Origin of the sequence: Cognatishimia activa (assembly GCF_026016445.1) — a bacterium.
GTDB classification, from domain to species: domain Bacteria; phylum Pseudomonadota; class Alphaproteobacteria; order Rhodobacterales; family Rhodobacteraceae; genus Cognatishimia; species Cognatishimia activa_B.
On record NZ_CP096147.1, the window covers coordinates 92,576 to 109,902 of the forward strand.

Genomic DNA, 17,327 nt, shown 5'->3' on the forward strand with positions numbered 1-17,327 from the left:
ACTTTAAGCGTGGTGGCGGGGGAACCACAAGTGCCAGCGCTCGAAAGAATTTGTGTCGAATTGTCAGTTTAAGGAATTAGCAAATGGAATCGCCGAAGCTCCACATCGGGTGAGACTAAAGGTGGGCGATATGACCTTGCAACGAAATGACCAGCGGGTGCTGGATTATGCGCCGTGTCGCTATGGCAAAACGCGGGTAGACTTTCGTGGACCGCGCAAAACACTGCGCGGGCGCTATGTCGCGTTTCTGGGGGGGACCGAGACTTACGGGAAGTTTATCAAAACCCCTTATCCCCAGCTTGTAGAACGTAAGATCGGTTTGCCCTGTGTCAATTTCGGGCTCATGAATGCAGGTCTGGATGTTTTTTTGAACGAATCCGAGGTATTGAGTTTTGCCGCCAACGCCGAGGCCACGGTTATTCAGATTTTGGGTGCGCAAAATATTTCCAACCGCTTGTATCGGGTCCATCCACGGCGAAATGACCGGTTTCTTCAGCCTTCAGCATTGATGCAGTCGATTTTTCATGACGTGGATTTCTCTGAATACAACTTCACGCGTCACATGTTGCAGGGCGTGTCACATCAGGCGGTGGAAAGATTTTCATTTGTACGAGAAGAGCTGCGGTCTGCTTGGTCGGCACGCATGCGCTCTTTGCTGGATCATATACCAGGTCAGAAGGTGCTTTTATGGTTTGCTGATCATCCGCCTCCGACGCGGTTACCAAAGCGCTCGTTGGGGCGAGATCCCCTTTTTGTGGATAGCGGTATGATCGACGCCTTGCGGCCGTTTGTCAGCGGGGTGATTCAGATCAGGCTTAGCGAACAGGCACGTCGCGCTGGCACGCAGGGAATGGTCTTTCGTGATCTGGACCGGCAGGTTGCTGAGCAAATGCTTGGCCCTCAAGCTCATGAGGAAGCGGCTCTGAAACTGTCGCAGCATTTGGAGACAATACTCAGTGGGTCATCGAATAGAGAACCCCGCTTCGTGAGGCGAAAAAATCGAGTTCCGAACGAGAGAATGCCAGCGCATAAAACAAAAAAGGGCCCGCATTAGCGAGCCCTTTAGCGTAGGATTTTGGGGCTTTAGCCGACTTTGTCAGTCAGCTCTGGAACCGCTTCAAAGAGGTCCGCAACCAGACCGAAATCTGCAACCTGGAAGATTGGCGCTTCTTCGTCTTTGTTGATCGCAACGATCACTTTGGAGTCTTTCATACCTGCCAAGTGCTGGATCGCACCGGAGATACCGACGGCTACATAGAGATCAGGCGCAACAACCTTACCGGTCTGACCAACCTGCAGGTCGTTTGCTGCATAGCCAGAGTCAACCGCGGCACGGGATGCACCAACAGCTGCGCCCAGTTTGTCCGCCAGCTTTTCGATCAGCGCGAAGTCTTCTTCAGACCCAACGCCACGACCGCCAGACACAACGATGCCCGCAGAGGTCAGCTCTGGACGATCGCTTTCTGCAACCTTGTCTTCAACCCACTCAGACAGACCTGGGTTGTCAGCCGCAGAGATCGCCTCAACAGCTGCAGAACCACCTTCGCCCGCTGCGTCGAAGTTCGCTGTGCGGAAGGTCACGACTTTCTTCGCGTCAGAAGATTTCACAGTCTGGATCGCGTTACCTGCGTAGATTGGACGCTCGAATGTCGCGCCATCTACAACTGCTGTAGCGTCAGAGATGATCATCACGTCCAGCAGCGCAGCAACGCGTGGCAGGATGTTCTTTGCATCTGTGGTCGCCGGAGCAACGATATGCTCATAGTCGCCCGCCAGAGATGCGATCAGAGCCGCTGTTGGTTCCGCAAGGCGGTGGCCAAGAGATGCGTCTTCTGCAACCAGAACCTTCGCAACACCGTCGATTTTTGCGGCCGCTGCGCCAGCGTCTGCTGCGGATGCACCCGCCGCCAGAATAGTCACGTCACCCAATGCTTGCGCCGCGGTCACTGCCTTTGCAGTTGCGTCCAGCGCCAGTTCACCGCCGGTGACTTCAGCAAGAAGAAGTACAGCCATTAGAGTGCCCCCGCTTCTTTAAGTTTCGCAACCAGCTCATCAACAGAGCCGACTTTGATACCCGCAGAACGCTCTTCTGGTTCTGCTGTTTTAACAACTTCCAAACGAGGGGAGACATCCACACCGTAGTCAGCAGGTGTCTTCTCATCCAGAGGCTTTTTCTTCGCTTTCATGATGTTTGGCAGAGACGCATAGCGTGGCTCGTTCAAACGCAGGTCGGCGGTTACGATCGCTGGCATTTTCACCGCGATGGTTTGCAGGCCGCCGTCAACCTCACGGGTGACCTTCGCATTGTCGCCTTCGATGTCGATTTCAGACGCGAATGCCGCCTGAGACCAGCCCAGGATCGCAGACAACATCTGTCCGGTTGCGTTCATGTCGTTGTCGATCGCTTGCTTACCGGTGATCACCAGACCTGGCTGCTCTTCTTCCACAACCTTCGCCAGCAGTTTGGCAACAGCGAGCGGCTCGATGTCAGTGTGAACATCCTCAGCCGCATTGATCAGGATGGCACGGTCCGCACCCATCGCTAGTGCAGTGCGCAGGGTTTCCTGGGATTGCTTCACGCCGATGGAAACAGCCACAACCTCGTCAGCCTTACCCGCTTCTTTCAGACGGATCGCTTCTTCGACAGCGATTTCGTCGAATGGGTTCATGGACATTTTTACGTTCGCGAGATCTACACCGCTCCCGTCCGCTTTCACGCGAACTTTCACGTTGTAGTCAATTACGCGTTTGACAGGTACCAAGACCTTCATGGGCGTCAGACTCCTTAATATGTATGAGCCTCAATCGACTCACACGTTATGCTCTCAAGGTGAGTTGATATAGAATCGCGGCACTACGAAACAGACAAAAATCGTCACAAAAAAGCTTATGGACGTCGCGTTTTCTAAATGTTTGCTGATGTGATCACGTTGTTGGCGAGCATCAGCGGTTGGCGCCGGGCACCCACAATACGTCGTTTTCGCCATTCTCATTTGCAATACGCGCGGCGACGAAGAACCAATCCGACAGTCGATTGAGGTATGTGATCACATGTGGGTTCACTTCAGCATCGGTCGACAATTCGGTTGCCAAACGCTCTGCTCGGCGTGCAACGGTGCGGCACACATGCAGGTGTGCAGCCAATGCTGAGCCACCAGGAAGGATAAAACTGCGCAACGGAGACAGCGCGCCGTTCATTTCGTCAATTTCGGCTTCCAGTCGTTTTACCTGCGCTTCGACCATCCGCAGAGGCGGGTACTCAGCCTCTGCATCTTTGTCGAGGTCAGGGCGGCAGAGGTCCGCCCCAAGATCAAACAGATCGTTTTGGATGAGCGAAAGGCGCTCATCCATCGTGCCTTCTGCCGCGAGACGGGCAACACCCACAAATGCGTTCAACTCATCGCTTGTGCCATAGGAATTCACACGCGCATCATGTTTTGCAACGCGGTCACCATTGCCAAGCGCCGTGGTGCCCTTGTCGCCTGTTCGTGTGTAAATTTTGTTTAGAACAACCATCAGCTGCCTCCGCGCAGGAAGATAAAGAGCAGGATCAATGCGACGGCAACAGCCTGGGCCGCGATGCGCAGGCGCATGATCTTATTTGCGTATTTCCTGTTAAACTCTCCACCGCGGGCAAACCCGCCAATTCCGACCGCTAAGATGACCAAAACCGCCAAAGTGGCGATTGCGACAATGATGAAAAGCGGGTCTTGCAGCAGCATGAGAATATCCTTCAGGCGTTTGGTGACTACTTAATCGCTTTTGATGCAATTGCGATAGGAAAGAACGTCTCAGTTGAATTCTCAGCTTTTTGCCGTCAGCCAGTCGAGCGTACGCGATGGTACTACACGCCGCAAAGTGCCCATCAAATAGGTTGGTGTGGTCACATAATAGCGTGGTTTTGGGTTGGAGGATTCTAGTGCGCGGATGAGTTTGCGTGTCACAGCCTCTGGAGGGAGTTCAAACGGGTCTGGGCCGGTTTTTGTATAAAGGCGCTGCGTGAGTTTTTCATACTGCTCAGCGCGGGCGGAGGCCTTCCAATTAATCCACCGTTCGAAATGCGGGATCGCGTTTTCACGGATTTTCGACGTGACCGGTCCGGGTTCGATTAGAACTACATGAATGGGAGCATCCCGCATCTCGATCCTAAGAACATCGGTCAGCCCTTCCAGCGCATATTTGGTTGCGACGTAGGCCCCACGCCAGCGTGCTGGAATAAATCCGAGGATCGAAGAGTTGTTGATGATGCGCCCATAACCCTGCGCGCGCATCACTGGGATCACTTGTTTCGTTAACTCGTGCCAGCCAAAGAAATTAGCTTCAAATATGTTTCGAAGTGCATCTGTTGGAAGATCTTCAACGGCTCCTGGAACGGCAAAGGCGCCGTTGTTAAACAGTGCATCAAGCGTTCCACCGGTCGATTGCAGGACTTCAGTGAGCCCCGATTGAATGGAGGCGGTGTCCTGATAGTCGATCAAAGGGCTTTCAAACCCCTGTGCTTTCAGTTGCTCACAATCAGCTGACTTTCGGCATGACGCAAAAACGCGCCAACCGCGTGCTTTCAGACCCTGTGCCGCGTCCAAGCCAATGCCAGAAGAGCACCCTGTGATGAGTATCGATTTTTGGGACATTTTCTATCCTGCCGCTGTCTAGCGCGCAGGGTAGGATGCAATTTAGCGGCAGGCAATCGCTCTTGCAGATCAATAGTTCACTTTGGTCAGAAGTTTTGCTGACATCCACCCAATGCGCCCAGTTTCCAGGACCTGCAGTTTAACCCACCCAACACCCGGATCTTGCAGAACTTCAACTTCATCGTCTCGCAGAAGCTTTCCTACGACGGAGTATTGGGTCCCAGGTCCATTGCGCATGTTGACCCGATTGCCAGTCACGCGGCGAAAATCTGGAGCGATTTGGACTTCAGTTGTCAAACTCACTGGGATCACATCTGTGCTTCGACCCTCGGGCACATCGGATGGATCTGGACCAAGGGTTGTCTTTTGCAGATTAGGGGTCGGTTCCGAAGCGCCGACCAAACGTCGTGTTGTTGGAACAGCAGCAAGAACAACAAGAGGGTTTTCTTGTGGTTCAACATTGATTTGCGGCGCAGGTTTAGTGATTTCTTTTGCTTTGGTAACTTGCTGAACGGGATGAGGTTCAGGCTTAGCAATAGCATCCGTGTCCACTTTTGGAGCAGTAATCTCTCGCCATTGAGCCGGCTCAAAATCTGAACCACCACTTAATTCGTAAAATCCAAGACCCATGAATGCGAAGGTCAAAACGATAAACCTGATCATAACCATTTACTCCCAAACGGCGGCAGACAGTCCGCCATGAGCACCACGGGAATCACTATAGCAAATAGCTGCGTCGACATTCCGGCGGAAAAAAGAAAAGGTTTTCCCCGTAAGCTTGCTTGTCGGGATTCCAACGGGGTTGTATCACTCTCTCATGACTGATCTTCTTGATGATGATGACAGCCCATCGCTGGAGGTGGCAGAGCCGCTTCGCCGCGCGATTGGTGAGCGATATCTGACCTATGCCCTGAGCACAATTATGCACCGCGCGCTGCCTGATGCGCGCGATGGATTAAAACCTGTGCACCGCCGGATTCTCTATGCGATGAACCGGTTGAAGCTGGCATCTGGTGGCAAATTTCTGAAGTCCGCGAAGATTTCGGGCGACACGATGGGGGATTTCCACCCACATGGTGATGCTGCGATCTATGACGCAATGGCGCGCCTGGCGCAGGACTTCAACGTGCGGTACCCGCTTGTGGATGGCCAAGGTAACTTCGGCAATATCGACGGTGATAATCCTGCGGCGTCACGATACACGGAAGCGCGGATGACCTTCGTTGCGGAAGCGATGCTTCAGGGCCTTGAAGAAAACGCAGTCGATTTCCGTGACAACTACGATGGTCGTTTGACAGAACCTGTGGTTCTGCCTGCTGAATTCCCATCTTTGCTGGCCAATGGCGCTGCCGGTATCGCGGTTGGTATGGCGACCAATATTCCGCCACATAATATTGTGGAATTGATCGACGCCTGTATGCATCTGATCAAAACTCCTGATGCACGGGATGACACTCTGTTGAACTATGTTCCGGGGCCTGACTTCCCGACCGGTGGTGTGATTGTTGAGCCAAAGGAAAATATCGCGCAGGCTTACAAAACGGGTCGAGGATCGTTCCGTTTGCGCTCCAAATGGGAAGTTGAAGACCTTGGTCGCGGCCAGTGGCAAATCGTTGTCACCGAGATTCCGTACCAGGTCCAGAAATCCAAGCTGATTGAGAAGATCGCAGAGCTGATCCAGACCAAGAAGGTCCCGATCCTCGCTGATATTCGCGATGAGTCAGCGGACGACATTCGGATCATTCTGGAGCCACGGTCTAAGAACGTCGAACCAGACATCCTGATGAACATGATGTTCAAATCGAGTGATCTGGAAACTCGTTTCAGCCTTAACATGAACGTGTTGATCGACGGTGTAACGCCGAAGGTCTGCTCGATGAAGGAAGTGCTGCAGGCGTTCCTTGATCACCGTCGCGATGTTTTGAAACGGCGTTCCAGGCATCGGATGGACAAGATCGACCACCGATTGGAGGTCCTGGAAGGGTTTATTATCGCCTTCCTCAACCTCGATCGCGTGATCGATATCATCCGCTATGATGATGCGCCAAAGCAGGCGTTGATGGCTCAGGAATGGGGCGGAAAGTTCGCACGTGCGACCTCTGAAGATGACTATGTCTCTCCGCTACCTGCCAGGGGCGAAGGTGAACTGAGCGAAGTTCAGGCGGAAGCGATCCTGAATATGCGCCTGCGCAGCTTGCGTCGTCTGGAAGAAATCGAGCTTGTAAAAGAGCGCGATGACCTGATGGCAGAGCGCGCCGATCTGGAGGACCTTTTGGCAAGCGAAAGTCTGCAGTGGACCCGGATCAGCGACCAGCTGAAAGAGACTAAGAAGAAGTTTGGGAAAGACTACGATGGCGGTTCTCGCCGCACGCAATTCGAAGAAGCAGGTGAATTCGAAGAAGTGCCCATCGAGGCCATGATCGATCGAGAGCCAATTACAGTGGTCTGTTCGCAGATGGGCTGGATCAGGGCGATGTCTGGCCATATCGATCTGACACGCGAGCTGAAGTTCAAAGACGGTGATGGTCCACGGTTCATCTTCCATGCAGAGACCACAGATCGCTTGTTGGTGTTCGGCACGAACGGTCGTTTCTATACTGTTTCGGCGAGTAACCTGCCGGGTGGACGTGGCATGGGTGAACCACTGCGTTTGATGGTCGATCTGCCTAACGAGGCGGATATCGTTGATATTCTGATTCATGAGCCGGACCGGAAACTGCTGGTGGCCTCATCCGCCGGTGATGGTTTTGTGGTCGAAGAAAATGACGTTCTTGCGCAGACCCGGACGGGTAAGCAGGTGCTCAACGTGAAAGATGATGTGAAAGCGCTGGTTTGTAAGCCAATTGAAGGTGATACCGTCGCCTGTGTTGGCGAAAACCGTAAAGTTCTTGTGTTTGACTTGGATGAATTGCCGGTCATGGGGCGCGGCAAAGGTGTTCGTCTGCAGAAATACAAAGACGGTGGGCTGAGTGACGCCACAACCTTCACTCTTGATGAGGGGCTGAGTTGGAAAGATCCAGCTGGGCGTACGCGAAGCGAAACCGATCTGGCCGAATGGACGGGTAAGCGGGCCGGGGCGGGGCGAATGGCGCCAAGGGGTTTCCCACGCGACAACAAATTCAACTGATTTTGAAACCAGCCGGTACCACTCGGCTGGTTTTTTCCTGCAAGAACTTGAGAGGGTTCAGCATCGCAGCCTATTGTGGGCTGAGAAGGCTGATCTGAGGCCAAAGAGGGGAACGCAGTGCAGGTAATTTCTCCATGGGAAGTCGCGCGCCGCGATGAGGTTCCATCAAGCGAGCCTGCACAGACAGGCTTTTCCGGGCGTCGATGGAGATTGTTCTGGATGTCCCTACGGTTAGGGTTTCTGACTATCCTCACGCTTGGCTTTTATCGTTTTTGGATGAAAACGCGTCTGCGCCGTTGGTATTGGTCGTCATGGAGGCCGGGGGGTTATCCTCTGGAATATGTCGGTGATCCCTGGGAAAAACTCTTGGGCTTTCTGATCGCCGTGGTCTTCCTGGCGTTTTACATCGGAATCGTGAACCTCTTACTGATGTTTGCAAGCTTTTCGCTCTTTAACGGTAACGTAGCCGCCTATGTGCTCAGTTTTCTGGGCGTCATTCCACTGTGGTTTTACGCCCGCTATCGTGCACGTCGATATGTGTTGGCACGCACTCGCTGGCGTGGCGTGCGTTTTGGATTAGAACCAGGGGCCTGGGGATACGCGATACTTGCGTTATGGCATTGGTTCTTAACGTTAATAACGCTCGGCTTTCTGTGGCCTCGCAAAGCTTTCTACCTCGAGAAATACATTACAGATCGCACCTTCTTTGGCAGTCAGAGGCTCTCTCAGAGCGGAGACTGGAAAACTCTAATCCGGCCATTTCTGGGCGTTTGGCTTCCATTCATTGCATTGGCTGCGTCAGGCGTCGCCATGTTTGTTTATGAATCTGACGGAGCAGCCCTGGCCTTAGGTATATCGGCAATTATTGCGCCGTTTTGGGCACTTTTGGGTCTTGTGAACTACAACGTGAAACGGCTGCGATTTCTGACGTCTCACAAATCGGCGGGTGATGCGCGATTGGCGATGGCACCCCGGTTCTGGAAAGTCACAGGTGTTTACTTCTGGGGATATGCACTGGCCGGGCTTGTTGGGTCAATCATCATGACCCCGGTTGTGATCGGAGCGATCCTGATTATTGAGTCTGACGGCATGATTAAAATGGCTGGCGAGCGCGCCACGATTGAAGACTTATCTCAGCCAGTTTTGACGGCTATAGGTGTTGGGTTTTATTTCCTTTTGTTCCTCATGTGGTCGGTTTTAATGCATGCCTTCATTCGCTATCCTTTGATGCGCCATTTCGCATCGACCTTAACGATCACTCATTTGGATCAACTAGGAACTGTGCCGCAAAGACCGCGCGATGAGTTTGGCGAAGCAGAGGGATTTGCCGAAGCCTTAGACGTCGGGGCCGCAATATGAGCGATCAGACCACAATCCGCGTTGGCGAACGCCCTTCCGCTTTAGGTGCTTTGGGCACATTTTTTGATGGAGAAACCGCGGCAGCTCATCCAGCACGCCTGCGCATCGAAGAGTCCCGCGCGGCTTTGGTGATTGAGTTTTCTGGCCGTCATGAGATTTGGCCGTTGGCAGATATACGCAGGCTGCCCGATCAAGCTGAAAGAGGGGAGCTGGTCCTTGCGCTGGCAGGCAATCCCGTGGCGCGCCTGATCACCGAAGAGACCCGTCTTGCGCAGAGATGTCCAAACTTGGGGCACCGCAACACACATGTGAAACGGGGAAGGGTGGCGACTTGGGCCCTAGGCGCGCTGGCCTCTGTGGCACTCATCGTTTTTGTGCTGGTCCCCCTTATGGCGGACCAATTGGCGGAGTTTATTCCTCCTGAGGGTGAACAAGCTTTGGGTGAAGCCACGCTGAATCAGATTCGAACCGCTCTTGATGAAACCGGGTTTGGTGAACTGCCAACCTGTACCGATGAGGCCGGCACGCGTGCACTCGCGAAAATGGGTGAGCGGCTAGAGCAGCATGCTGAATTGCCTGTGGCGATGACAGTGCACGTTCTGGATCATGAGATGGTGAATGCCTTTGCGCTACCTGGTGGCCATATCGTCTTTTTCCGCGGTTTAATCGAAGCTGCGGAGACACCAGAAGAACTCGCCGCAGTTTTCGCGCATGAAATGGGACATGTGGACAGCCGCGATCCTACCCGCCACGCCCTGCGTTCAGCAGGGTCGATTGGTGTATTAGGCTTGCTCTTAGGAGACTTCGCAGGCGGAGCCCTGGTGCTGTTTCTGACAGAACGTTTGATTGAAGCACAGTATTCGCAAGCAGCAGAAAGTAATGCTGACAACTTCGCCATGGCCACCATGGAAGCCGCACAGATCGCACCCGGTGCCCTAGGCGATATGTTCCACCGGTTTGTCGAGGAATTTGGAGAAACCGAAGGCGTGCATTCGCATTTTTTGAGCCACCCCACCTTGAGCGCTCGCATACAGTCTTCCAAAGTTTGGCAAATGGACGCTGCCGAACGAGGTTTTGAATCGCTCCCTTTGTTAAGTCAAACCGAGTGGGAGAGCCTGCGTAGTATTTGTGACTAAGCAGGGGTTGCCTGTAGCCATACTCCGCCTTCTGGACGGGTCGTCAGGATCATCACGGGTTCTGGGTCACGCCCGGCGACAGGTTCGAATTTGAAACGTCCCAGTAAGGTTGCGAGAATGATCACAGCTTCCTGAAGAGCAAAACTTGCACCGATGCAAATGCGTGGTCCATCCCCGAAAGGAAGGTAGGCGTAGCGATCTATGGATTTGCGGTCTGCAAAGCGCTCAGGTTGGAAACTGTCAGGATTGTCCCACAAGGCTTCACTACGATGAAGCGCATAGATTGGGATCATAACCGTATCGCCACGTTTTACTTCGCGACCACAAAGAGTGTCATCTGACATTGCGGTGCGCGAAACAATTCCAGCTGGGGGATAAAGCCGCAATGCTTCATCAATAATCATGCGCACAAAGGGAAGTTTGCTGACGTCTTCTCCTGTTGCTGGGTTGTTGCCACACACCGATTTGATTTCTTGCCGAGCTTTGTCCTGAACCTCTTGATCAAATGCGCATAGATACAAAGCCCAAGACAAGCTAAGCGCTGTCGTTTCGTGCCCGGCGACAATGAATGTTAATAGATTGTCACGCAGCTCGGCCGTGTTCATGCTGCGTTTTGTTTCAGGGTCTTCTCCTGCGAGCAGCAAATCCAGCAAATCTGGCACATCGCGCGGCCCACGTTCTTGGCGAGCAGAGATGGCCTGGTCGGCAACAGCTTTCATATCGTTGACCGCATTCCCAAAAAACAACCGGCCCGGCCTTGGTAACCAGTCTGGCGCGCCAATCATGTCGAGGATCGATATCTTTCCAGCTTCCGCAATATAGGCATCGATCGCGGTATGAACTGCGCCAGCATCAAACGCGCCTTCCCCTGAGAAGGTGACGTCGGCGATCACATCAAACGTGGTGCGCACCATTTCGTCGAGCAAGTTTACCGCTGCCGGTGATTGCTCGGAAATACGGGTGCAACAGTCCTCTGCCGCGGCGGTCATAATCGGTGCCAGCGCGGAGACATTCCGATGCGAAAAAACCGGAGCGGCAGCGCGTCTTTGCCAACGCCAATCAGCACCCTCGGCGATAAACATGCTGTTGCCAATCGCGGGCTTCAGTAAATTTTTGGTGGCTTTTGATTTTGGGTAGTCTTCGACTTTTTCAAGCAGCATGCGCCGGATCGCATCCGGATCCATCACCATATGCCATCGAAGTCCGGTCTTTCCTGAGACCATGGGTTGCTTCACGGAAATGAGCGGCAGAATCTCAAGCAGGTTGCTGCGCGCAGCTTGCAGGCTTTGCCACAGCCCCAAAGGACGTGTTGCCAAGGCAGCGCGGACTGGCAGTTCAGACATTCGGCTCCTCCTCCTGCAACTGGAGTCTAGTCATCTGAGAGGTTTTTTCCAGCAACGGGCGAAATATTTCCGCTGAGCGTGCCGAGTATTTGCGCGGGAAGGCTCCTTCGGCTATGCCAAGAAAACCTTAGGGACAAGGAACACGATGATGACCCGACTTATTGCCATGCTTGCGCTTGCGCTGACACTGACGGCCTGCGCTCAAGAAGGCGAAACGCCCGAAATGTTGGATCTAGGTGACTTCACATTGGGCCATAACATCGTTGTTGCACCGGATCTGCAAAAGGGCCCGACCTCTCGGAATGCAACAGAGGAAGAGCTCATTGAAGCAGTGCAGACCCAGCTCGACAAGCGCCTAGGGCGTTATGAGGGTGAGCGCCTTGTGCATATTGGCGTTAATATCGGTGCCTATGTCCTCGCGCGTCGTGGTGTGCCACTGGTCTATACGCCGAAATCTGTGCTGGGTTTAACGGTCACAGCTTGGGATGACCGCGCGGGTGGAAAGTTTCACGAGAAGCCGAAGCAAATCTTCGCATTCGAGCAGTTTGGTAGCTCCCCAATTGTGGGTTCCGGCTACACAACGACTCGCGAAGAACAGATCGAAGCCCTGTCGATCAGTGCTGCACGTCAAATCGAAAAATGGCTGGCTGATAACGCACAGTGTATGACGGAAAATCCGTCAGAAGAGGTCTTGAAAGACTGCTGGAAAGACACGCCCCCGCCTCAAATTGACGAATCCTAAAAGTCATCGTGATGATCTAGGCACAACGCGGTTAAAAATTGCTTCTTCTAGACCGTAGAAGAGGAAACTCCCGCTTGATTTTTGGCGCGCAACGCAATATGTGCCGCCCGGAAGATTAATTGGGCCATATTGAGGCCCCTAAACATAGAAGGCGCCTCGAGATGGCAAAGGAAAAGTTTGAGCGTTCCAAACCGCACTGCAACATCGGCACAATCGGCCACGTTGACCACGGTAAAACAACACTGACAGCGGCAATCACCAAGCAATTTGGTGACTTCAAAGCGTACGACGAAATCGACGGCGCACCAGAAGAAAAAGCACGCGGCATCACCATCTCCACAGCGCACGTGGAATACGAAACCGAAGCACGTCACTACGCACACGTTGACTGCCCAGGCCACGCTGACTACGTGAAAAACATGATCACCGGTGCGGCGCAGATGGACGGCGCGATCCTGGTTGTGAACGCAGCTGACGGCCCAATGCCACAGACTCGTGAGCACATCCTGCTGGGCCGCCAGGTTGGTATCCCTGCGATGGTTGTTTTCATGAACAAAGTTGACCAGGTTGACGACGAAGAGCTGCTCGAGCTGGTTGAAATGGAAATCCGCGAGCTGCTGTCTGAGTACGAATTCCCAGGCGACGACATCCCTGTGATTGCAGGCTCCGCTCTGGCGGCTCTGGAAGATCGCGACGACAACATCGGCAAAGAGAAAATCGCTGAGCTGATGGCTGCTGTTGATGAGTACATCCCACAGCCACCACGTGCGACTGACCAGCCGTTCCTGATGCCAATCGAAGACGTGTTCTCGATCTCTGGCCGCGGTACTGTTGTGACTGGCCGTGTTGAGCGTGGCGTGATCAACGTTGGCGACGAAATCGAAATCGTTGGCATCAAAGACACTCAGAAAACCACATGTACTGGTGTTGAAATGTTCCGCAAGCTGCTTGACTCCGGTGAAGCGGGCGACAACATCGGCGCGCTGCTGCGTGGTGTTGACCGTGAAGCGGTTGAGCGTGGCCAGGTTCTGTGTAAGCCAGGTTCCGTACAGCCTCACACCAAGTTCGAAGCAGAAGCATACATTCTGACCAAAGAAGAAGGTGGTCGTCACACCCCATTCTTCGCGAACTACCGTCCACAGTTCTACTTCCGTACAACTGACGTAACCGGCACCGTAAACCTGCCATCCGGCACAGAAATGGTTATGCCAGGCGACAACCTGAAGTTCGACGTAGAGCTGATCGCACCAATCGCGATGGAAGCAGGTCTGCGCTTCGCGATCCGCGAAGGTGGCCGCACCGTTGGTTCCGGTGTTGTTTCTAAGATCACTGAGTAAGATCGTGGCTTGGGCCCGCTAGGGCCCAAACATGATCAGGCGGTAAGTGAATTGCGTAGCAATTCATTGAAAGCCAATCAGGTGATTGTGAATAGAGAAGGCCGCCCAATGGGCGGCCTTTTTCGTTTGGTGATTTTTAGGTCGTCACCGGCCGGTCAGAAAGCGTTGTGTAAGGTGTTTGGTAAGCAAACTATTTGACGTTCTAACTTAACGAATGTGTACTTGAGCAATTCATACGCCCGCAATGAGTTGAGATTGTTAAATTGTTTTATGAACTACCGCCGATTTTGAATTTTTTGGTTCTTGTTGCCCCAATTATCTGTTTTCGCATCAAGGATTTTTGGAACTTTCGAATATCTAAGCAGTTCCAAACTGAGCGTGAAAACTACGGAACGTATTGGTGGTATCGAACACGTGCCCCACGAAATCCGAACTTTGGTTTGTATTTCCTTCAAGCTGTATGGGCGGTAGTGTTGCTCATTCCCATCAGCTGACGTTGCTCTTGAGGCTAATTCCCGAAACTTGGAAAGCCCGGAACAAGGCCGTAGCGCCGCCGGGCAGCGCTCGACCTCCCGTCAAACCGAAGGTTTGCCTCCGGCAAAACGAGAGCGCTTTCGCAACGCTTCGCCATACGCGTCCTCAGATCAAAAGCGGATAAATAAACCACCCCACGAGAACGGCTCGATGCCTCCCTAGGTCGGGCGTTTCTCAGCGCCTCGGCATATTTAGGGTGCGTGAAATCACGCACCCTACGTTTGTGACCTGATAAAAAGCAGACTTAGCTGCCCGGCAGGATCACCTTGTCGATCACGTGGATCACGCCGTTGCTAGCGACGATGTCTGCTGCAGCAACGCTTGCGTCGTTGATCATGACGCCATTATCAAGATCGATTGTGATTTCGCCGCCCTGAACAGTCGCTGCGGTCATGTCATCAACCAGATCCGTCGACATCACTTTGCCTGGCACAACATGATAGGTCAGGATCGCGACCAACTGGTCTTTATTCTCTGGCTTCAACAGGCTCTCAACCGTACCGTCTGGCAGTGCTGCGAAGGCTTCATCAGTAGGAGCAAAGACGGTGAAGGGGCCATCGCCCTTGAGCGTATCCACAAGACCTGCAGCCTGAACAGCCGCCACCAATGTTCCAAACTGGCCAGCACCAACGGCTGTGTCGACAATGTCTTTTGAGCTGCCACCAGCGAGGGCAGGTGATGTTAGAAGTGCTGCGATTGCAAAGGTTGTTGCACGGATCATGTTCATTTCTCCCGTAAGATAAGATTCATCCGACGCCGAATGTGGCATCAAAGTCTCTACGACGGGATCCTGCGATTGGATCATTGGGAGTAAGTGGGTGACTGAAGATATCGGTATTGAAATATCGGAGATCCGCGCTAAGCCCGTGTCTTAGAAAATTTCCAGTCAATCTATTGTGATTGAGACCGGATCAGCCGGGTTTAAGAGCTGATTGGTACTCTGAGTGATGGATATTCCGTCTGCCGGACATTAATGTTCTCATTCAGTGAGCGTCATTAGGCTCAAAAATCATGTGAATTGCACAAATTAGCAAATAGGTTTCTGCAAGTGCGAAATTTCTGACATGGACATCTAGTATCTGCGAATTATGAGACTAGAAGGGCGTCAGTATTCTTGGGTAGATCGCGCGACTCGTTTTGCTATTGCCCTGAATCCACAACAAAAGCTTACAAAGGAAATCACATGGTTCTGACTTGCCAGGACGTCATGGTTTCACCTGACCGCCAAATCACCGTGACACCCGACACGAGTGTTCGCGACGCCTTTCAACTCTTTAAAAAACACCGAGCGCGTTTTCTGCCAGTGGTGGATGAAAGTGGGAAATATCATGGGGTCTTTACAGCCCCGACTTTGCTGAAACTGTTGCTGCCGCGCGCTGCGACCATTGGCATGAATTCTGAAAGTACTCGAGTGCCGATCGGCAGCCTTGGTTTCATGAGCCTCACGAAAGAAGATTTCCAAGCAGAGCTGGAAAATCTGAAAGACGAAACTGTGCGTGACAATATGTCGAGCCCGGTGAATATCCCTGTCGTGGCACCAACGACGCCGATCATGGAAGGTATATTCCTTTACTACAAATACAAACGCCACGTGGTTCTGGTTGATCCAGATACCGGTCGATTTGTCGGTACTGTCAGCAGCAACTCGCTGCTCGATAAAACTCTCGGCTAACGCTTACTTCCTATTCGGACCTGAAAATGTCTCAAACGTCTCATGCGCATGGCGCATCTTCGCATGGCGAGGGTTTTTCCTTGCCTGAATTGCTGGGTGTCGATCCACTTTGGGTGGCCACCGGTATTCTGATCCTGACCTACGCGGTTTTGATCACTGAAAAAGTGAACCGCGCAATCCTAGCGATGCTGGGCGCCTCGCTGATGGTGCTCTTAGGAATTATCAACCAAGCACAGGCTGTTGCCGGGGTGGATGCCAATACTTTGGCGCTGCTGATTGGTATGATGGTAATCGTAGGGATCACTTCAAAAAGCGGTCTGTTCCAATATGTAGCGATCGTTTCGGCCAAATGGGTGAAGGCCAATCCCACCGGCATTCTGATCATGTTGACCCTGATCACAGCTGTCTTCTCGGCCTTGTTGGATAACGTGACGACCGTTTTGTTGATTGCACCGATCACATTGCTGATCACGGATGCTCTGGAAACAAAGGTGTTTCCGTTCTTCTTGGCTGAAATATTGGCGTCAAACGTCGGCGGTACAGCAACTCTGATTGGTGACCCGCCAAACATCATCATTGGCTCTGCTGCGGATCTATCTTTTATGCAGTTCGTTTATAACCTCGCGCCGATATCTGCCATCTGCTTGGTGGTATTGACAGTCATTATCTACTTCATGAACCGCAAAGCTCTGGCGCGCATCCCACAATCCGCGCAAGAACGCATCATGCAGTTCAACGAGAAAGAAGCGATCACCGATCACGTTCTCCTAGTGAAATCACTGGCGGTTTTGGCCCTGACTTTGATTGGCTTCACAGCAGGTCATGGCCACGGTATTCAGCCGGGCACATCTGCGCTGGCAGGCGCGGGTCTGCTGATGCTTTTGGCTTATGGTCATCAGCACGGTGAGGAACAGTCTGAATCGGTTCATCACATCTTTGGTGAAGTCGAGTGGATCACCATTTTCTTCTTCGGTGGTTTGTTTGTTATTGTTGCAGGTGTGGAGCACGTTGGCCTGCTGGAGTTCTTTGGCCAGAAGGTTCTGGAATTCACCGAAGGCGACATGCGTATGACTGCGCTGCTGATCTTCTGGGCGTCAGGTATCCTGTCCGCCATTCTTGATAACATCCCATTCGTGGCAACCATGATCCCGCTGATTGAATCCACAGCCGACAGTTTTGGCGGACCGGATGCGATCGAGCCACTGTGGTGGTCCCTCGCTCTTGGTGCTTGTCTTGGCGGCAACGGTACACTGTTGGGAGCGAGCGCGAACCTCACGGTTGCAGCTTTCGCAGAGAAGGCCAAGCAACCTATCGGGTTCTTGAAATTCATGATGTACGCCTTTCCAATCATGCTACTGACTCTAGCGATGGCGCATTTCTACATAGATTGGCGCTATTTCTAAGATTTCATGAGACACAAGTTGAAGGGCGCCCTGCTGGGCGCCC

Annotated in this window: 16 protein-coding genes; 8 read left to right on the forward strand and 8 right to left on the reverse strand. The window is 52.8% G+C overall.

The window, feature by feature from the left end; genetic code table 11:
* Nucleotides 1-130 precede the first annotated feature (130 nt).
* Nucleotides 131-1,054, forward strand: a complete 924-nt coding sequence (locus tag M0D42_RS00450) for a DUF6473 family protein (RefSeq protein WP_265021069.1) — start codon at nt 131-133, stop codon at nt 1,052-1,054.
* Between the two features lie 29 nt (nt 1,055-1,083).
* Here M0D42_RS00450 and M0D42_RS00455 read toward each other — a convergent pair whose 3' ends face one another.
* From M0D42_RS00455 to M0D42_RS00480, 6 genes are all read right to left on the reverse strand, one after another.
* Nucleotides 1,084-2,013, reverse strand: a complete 930-nt coding sequence (locus M0D42_RS00455) for an electron transfer flavoprotein subunit alpha/FixB family protein (RefSeq protein WP_265019663.1) — start codon at nt 2,011-2,013, stop codon at nt 1,084-1,086.
* A complete protein-coding gene (locus tag M0D42_RS00460) occupies nt 2,013-2,771 on the reverse strand; it encodes an electron transfer flavoprotein subunit beta/FixA family protein (protein ID WP_265019664.1) in 759 nt (252 codons plus the stop codon). The genes M0D42_RS00455 and M0D42_RS00460 overlap by 1 nt, the downstream gene beginning before the upstream one ends.
* Nucleotides 2,772-2,943: 172 nt before the next feature.
* Complete coding sequence (locus M0D42_RS00465; RefSeq protein ID WP_265019665.1) at nt 2,944-3,516, reverse strand: cob(I)yrinic acid a,c-diamide adenosyltransferase; 573 nt, start codon at nt 3,514-3,516, stop codon at nt 2,944-2,946.
* On the reverse strand, nt 3,516-3,719 hold the full coding sequence (locus M0D42_RS00470; RefSeq protein ID WP_265021070.1) for a twin transmembrane helix small protein: 204 nt from the start codon (nt 3,717-3,719) through the stop codon (nt 3,516-3,518). The genes M0D42_RS00465 and M0D42_RS00470 overlap by 1 nt, the downstream gene beginning before the upstream one ends.
* An 84-nt stretch (nt 3,720-3,803) precedes the next feature.
* A complete protein-coding gene (locus M0D42_RS00475) occupies nt 3,804-4,631 on the reverse strand; it encodes an SDR family NAD(P)-dependent oxidoreductase (RefSeq protein ID WP_265019666.1) in 828 nt (275 codons plus the stop codon).
* 69 nt (nt 4,632-4,700) lie between these two features.
* The gene (locus tag M0D42_RS00480; protein ID WP_265019667.1) at nt 4,701-5,294 is read right to left on the reverse strand and encodes an SH3 domain-containing protein; all 594 of its coding nucleotides are present in this window, start codon (nt 5,292-5,294) and stop codon (nt 4,701-4,703) included.
* Nucleotides 5,295-5,448: 154 nt separating this feature from the next.
* Between M0D42_RS00480 and M0D42_RS00485 the strand changes: the two genes are divergently transcribed.
* From M0D42_RS00485 to M0D42_RS00495, 3 genes are all read left to right on the forward strand, one after another.
* On the forward strand, nt 5,449-7,758 hold the full coding sequence (locus M0D42_RS00485) for a DNA topoisomerase IV subunit A (protein WP_265019668.1): 2,310 nt from the start codon (nt 5,449-5,451) through the stop codon (nt 7,756-7,758).
* A 117-nt stretch (nt 7,759-7,875) separates the two neighbouring features.
* Nucleotides 7,876-9,117, forward strand: a complete 1,242-nt coding sequence (locus M0D42_RS00490; protein WP_265019669.1) for a YjgN family protein — start codon at nt 7,876-7,878, stop codon at nt 9,115-9,117.
* Complete coding sequence (locus M0D42_RS00495; protein WP_265019670.1) at nt 9,114-10,253, forward strand: M48 family metallopeptidase; 1,140 nt, start codon at nt 9,114-9,116, stop codon at nt 10,251-10,253. The genes M0D42_RS00490 and M0D42_RS00495 overlap by 4 nt, the downstream gene beginning before the upstream one ends.
* Here the strand turns inward: M0D42_RS00495 and M0D42_RS00500 are convergent.
* Nucleotides 10,250-11,596 carry a cytochrome P450 gene (locus M0D42_RS00500; protein WP_265019671.1) on the reverse strand — a complete coding sequence of 449 codons (1,347 nt, stop codon included), beginning with the start codon at nt 11,594-11,596 and terminating at the stop codon, nt 10,250-10,252. The genes M0D42_RS00495 and M0D42_RS00500 overlap by 4 nt on opposite strands.
* A 148-nt stretch (nt 11,597-11,744) precedes the next feature.
* Between M0D42_RS00500 and M0D42_RS00505 the strand changes: the two genes are divergently transcribed.
* On the forward strand, nt 11,745-12,338 hold the full coding sequence (locus M0D42_RS00505) for a hypothetical protein (protein WP_265019672.1): 594 nt from the start codon (nt 11,745-11,747) through the stop codon (nt 12,336-12,338).
* Between the two features lie 161 nt (nt 12,339-12,499).
* A complete protein-coding gene (gene tuf, locus M0D42_RS00510) occupies nt 12,500-13,675 on the forward strand; it encodes an elongation factor Tu (protein WP_265019673.1) in 1,176 nt (391 codons plus the stop codon).
* Nucleotides 13,676-14,453: 778 nt separating this feature from the next.
* Here the strand turns inward: tuf and M0D42_RS00515 are convergent.
* Nucleotides 14,454-14,930: a fasciclin domain-containing protein gene (locus M0D42_RS00515; RefSeq protein ID WP_265019674.1), complete on the reverse strand. Its 477-nt coding sequence runs from the start codon at nt 14,928-14,930 to the stop codon at nt 14,454-14,456.
* 462 nt (nt 14,931-15,392) lie between these two features.
* Here M0D42_RS00515 and M0D42_RS00520 point away from each other — a divergent pair, with 462 nt between their 5' ends.
* Both M0D42_RS00520 and M0D42_RS00525 read left to right on the forward strand, forming a co-directional pair.
* Nucleotides 15,393-15,881: an HPP family protein gene (locus M0D42_RS00520; protein WP_265019675.1), complete on the forward strand. Its 489-nt coding sequence runs from the start codon at nt 15,393-15,395 to the stop codon at nt 15,879-15,881.
* A gap of 26 nt (nt 15,882-15,907) precedes the next feature.
* On the forward strand, nt 15,908-17,284 hold the full coding sequence (locus M0D42_RS00525) for an ArsB/NhaD family transporter (protein WP_265019676.1): 1,377 nt from the start codon (nt 15,908-15,910) through the stop codon (nt 17,282-17,284).
* The last annotated feature ends 43 nt before the right edge of the window (nt 17,285-17,327 follow it).

What these genes read in the sequence shown, in the direction of transcription:
- tuf (WP_265019673.1), top strand. Translation starts at nt 12,500, where the DNA reads ATGGCAAAGGAAAAGTTTGAGCGTTCCAAACCGCACTGCAACATCGGC.
- M0D42_RS00460 (WP_265019664.1), bottom strand. Translation starts at nt 2,771, where the DNA reads ATGAAGGTCTTGGTACCTGTCAAACGCGTAATTGACTACAACGTGAAA.
- M0D42_RS00515 (WP_265019674.1), bottom strand. Translation starts at nt 14,930, where the DNA reads ATGATCCGTGCAACAACCTTTGCAATCGCAGCACTTCTAACATCACCT.
- M0D42_RS00495 (WP_265019670.1), top strand. Translation starts at nt 9,114, where the DNA reads ATGAGCGATCAGACCACAATCCGCGTTGGCGAACGCCCTTCCGCTTTA.
- M0D42_RS00520 (WP_265019675.1), top strand. Translation starts at nt 15,393, where the DNA reads ATGGTTCTGACTTGCCAGGACGTCATGGTTTCACCTGACCGCCAAATC.
- M0D42_RS00500 (WP_265019671.1), bottom strand. Translation starts at nt 11,596, where the DNA reads ATGTCTGAACTGCCAGTCCGCGCTGCCTTGGCAACACGTCCTTTGGGG.
- M0D42_RS00465 (WP_265019665.1), bottom strand. Translation starts at nt 3,516, where the DNA reads ATGGTTGTTCTAAACAAAATTTACACACGAACAGGCGACAAGGGCACC.
- M0D42_RS00450 (WP_265021069.1), top strand. Translation starts at nt 131, where the DNA reads ATGACCTTGCAACGAAATGACCAGCGGGTGCTGGATTATGCGCCGTGT.
- M0D42_RS00455 (WP_265019663.1), bottom strand. Translation starts at nt 2,013, where the DNA reads ATGGCTGTACTTCTTCTTGCTGAAGTCACCGGCGGTGAACTGGCGCTG.
- M0D42_RS00505 (WP_265019672.1), top strand. Translation starts at nt 11,745, where the DNA reads ATGACCCGACTTATTGCCATGCTTGCGCTTGCGCTGACACTGACGGCC.
- M0D42_RS00475 (WP_265019666.1), bottom strand. Translation starts at nt 4,631, where the DNA reads ATGTCCCAAAAATCGATACTCATCACAGGGTGCTCTTCTGGCATTGGC.
- M0D42_RS00525 (WP_265019676.1), top strand. Translation starts at nt 15,908, where the DNA reads ATGTCTCAAACGTCTCATGCGCATGGCGCATCTTCGCATGGCGAGGGT.
- M0D42_RS00485 (WP_265019668.1), top strand. Translation starts at nt 5,449, where the DNA reads ATGACTGATCTTCTTGATGATGATGACAGCCCATCGCTGGAGGTGGCA.
- M0D42_RS00480 (WP_265019667.1), bottom strand. Translation starts at nt 5,294, where the DNA reads ATGATCAGGTTTATCGTTTTGACCTTCGCATTCATGGGTCTTGGATTT.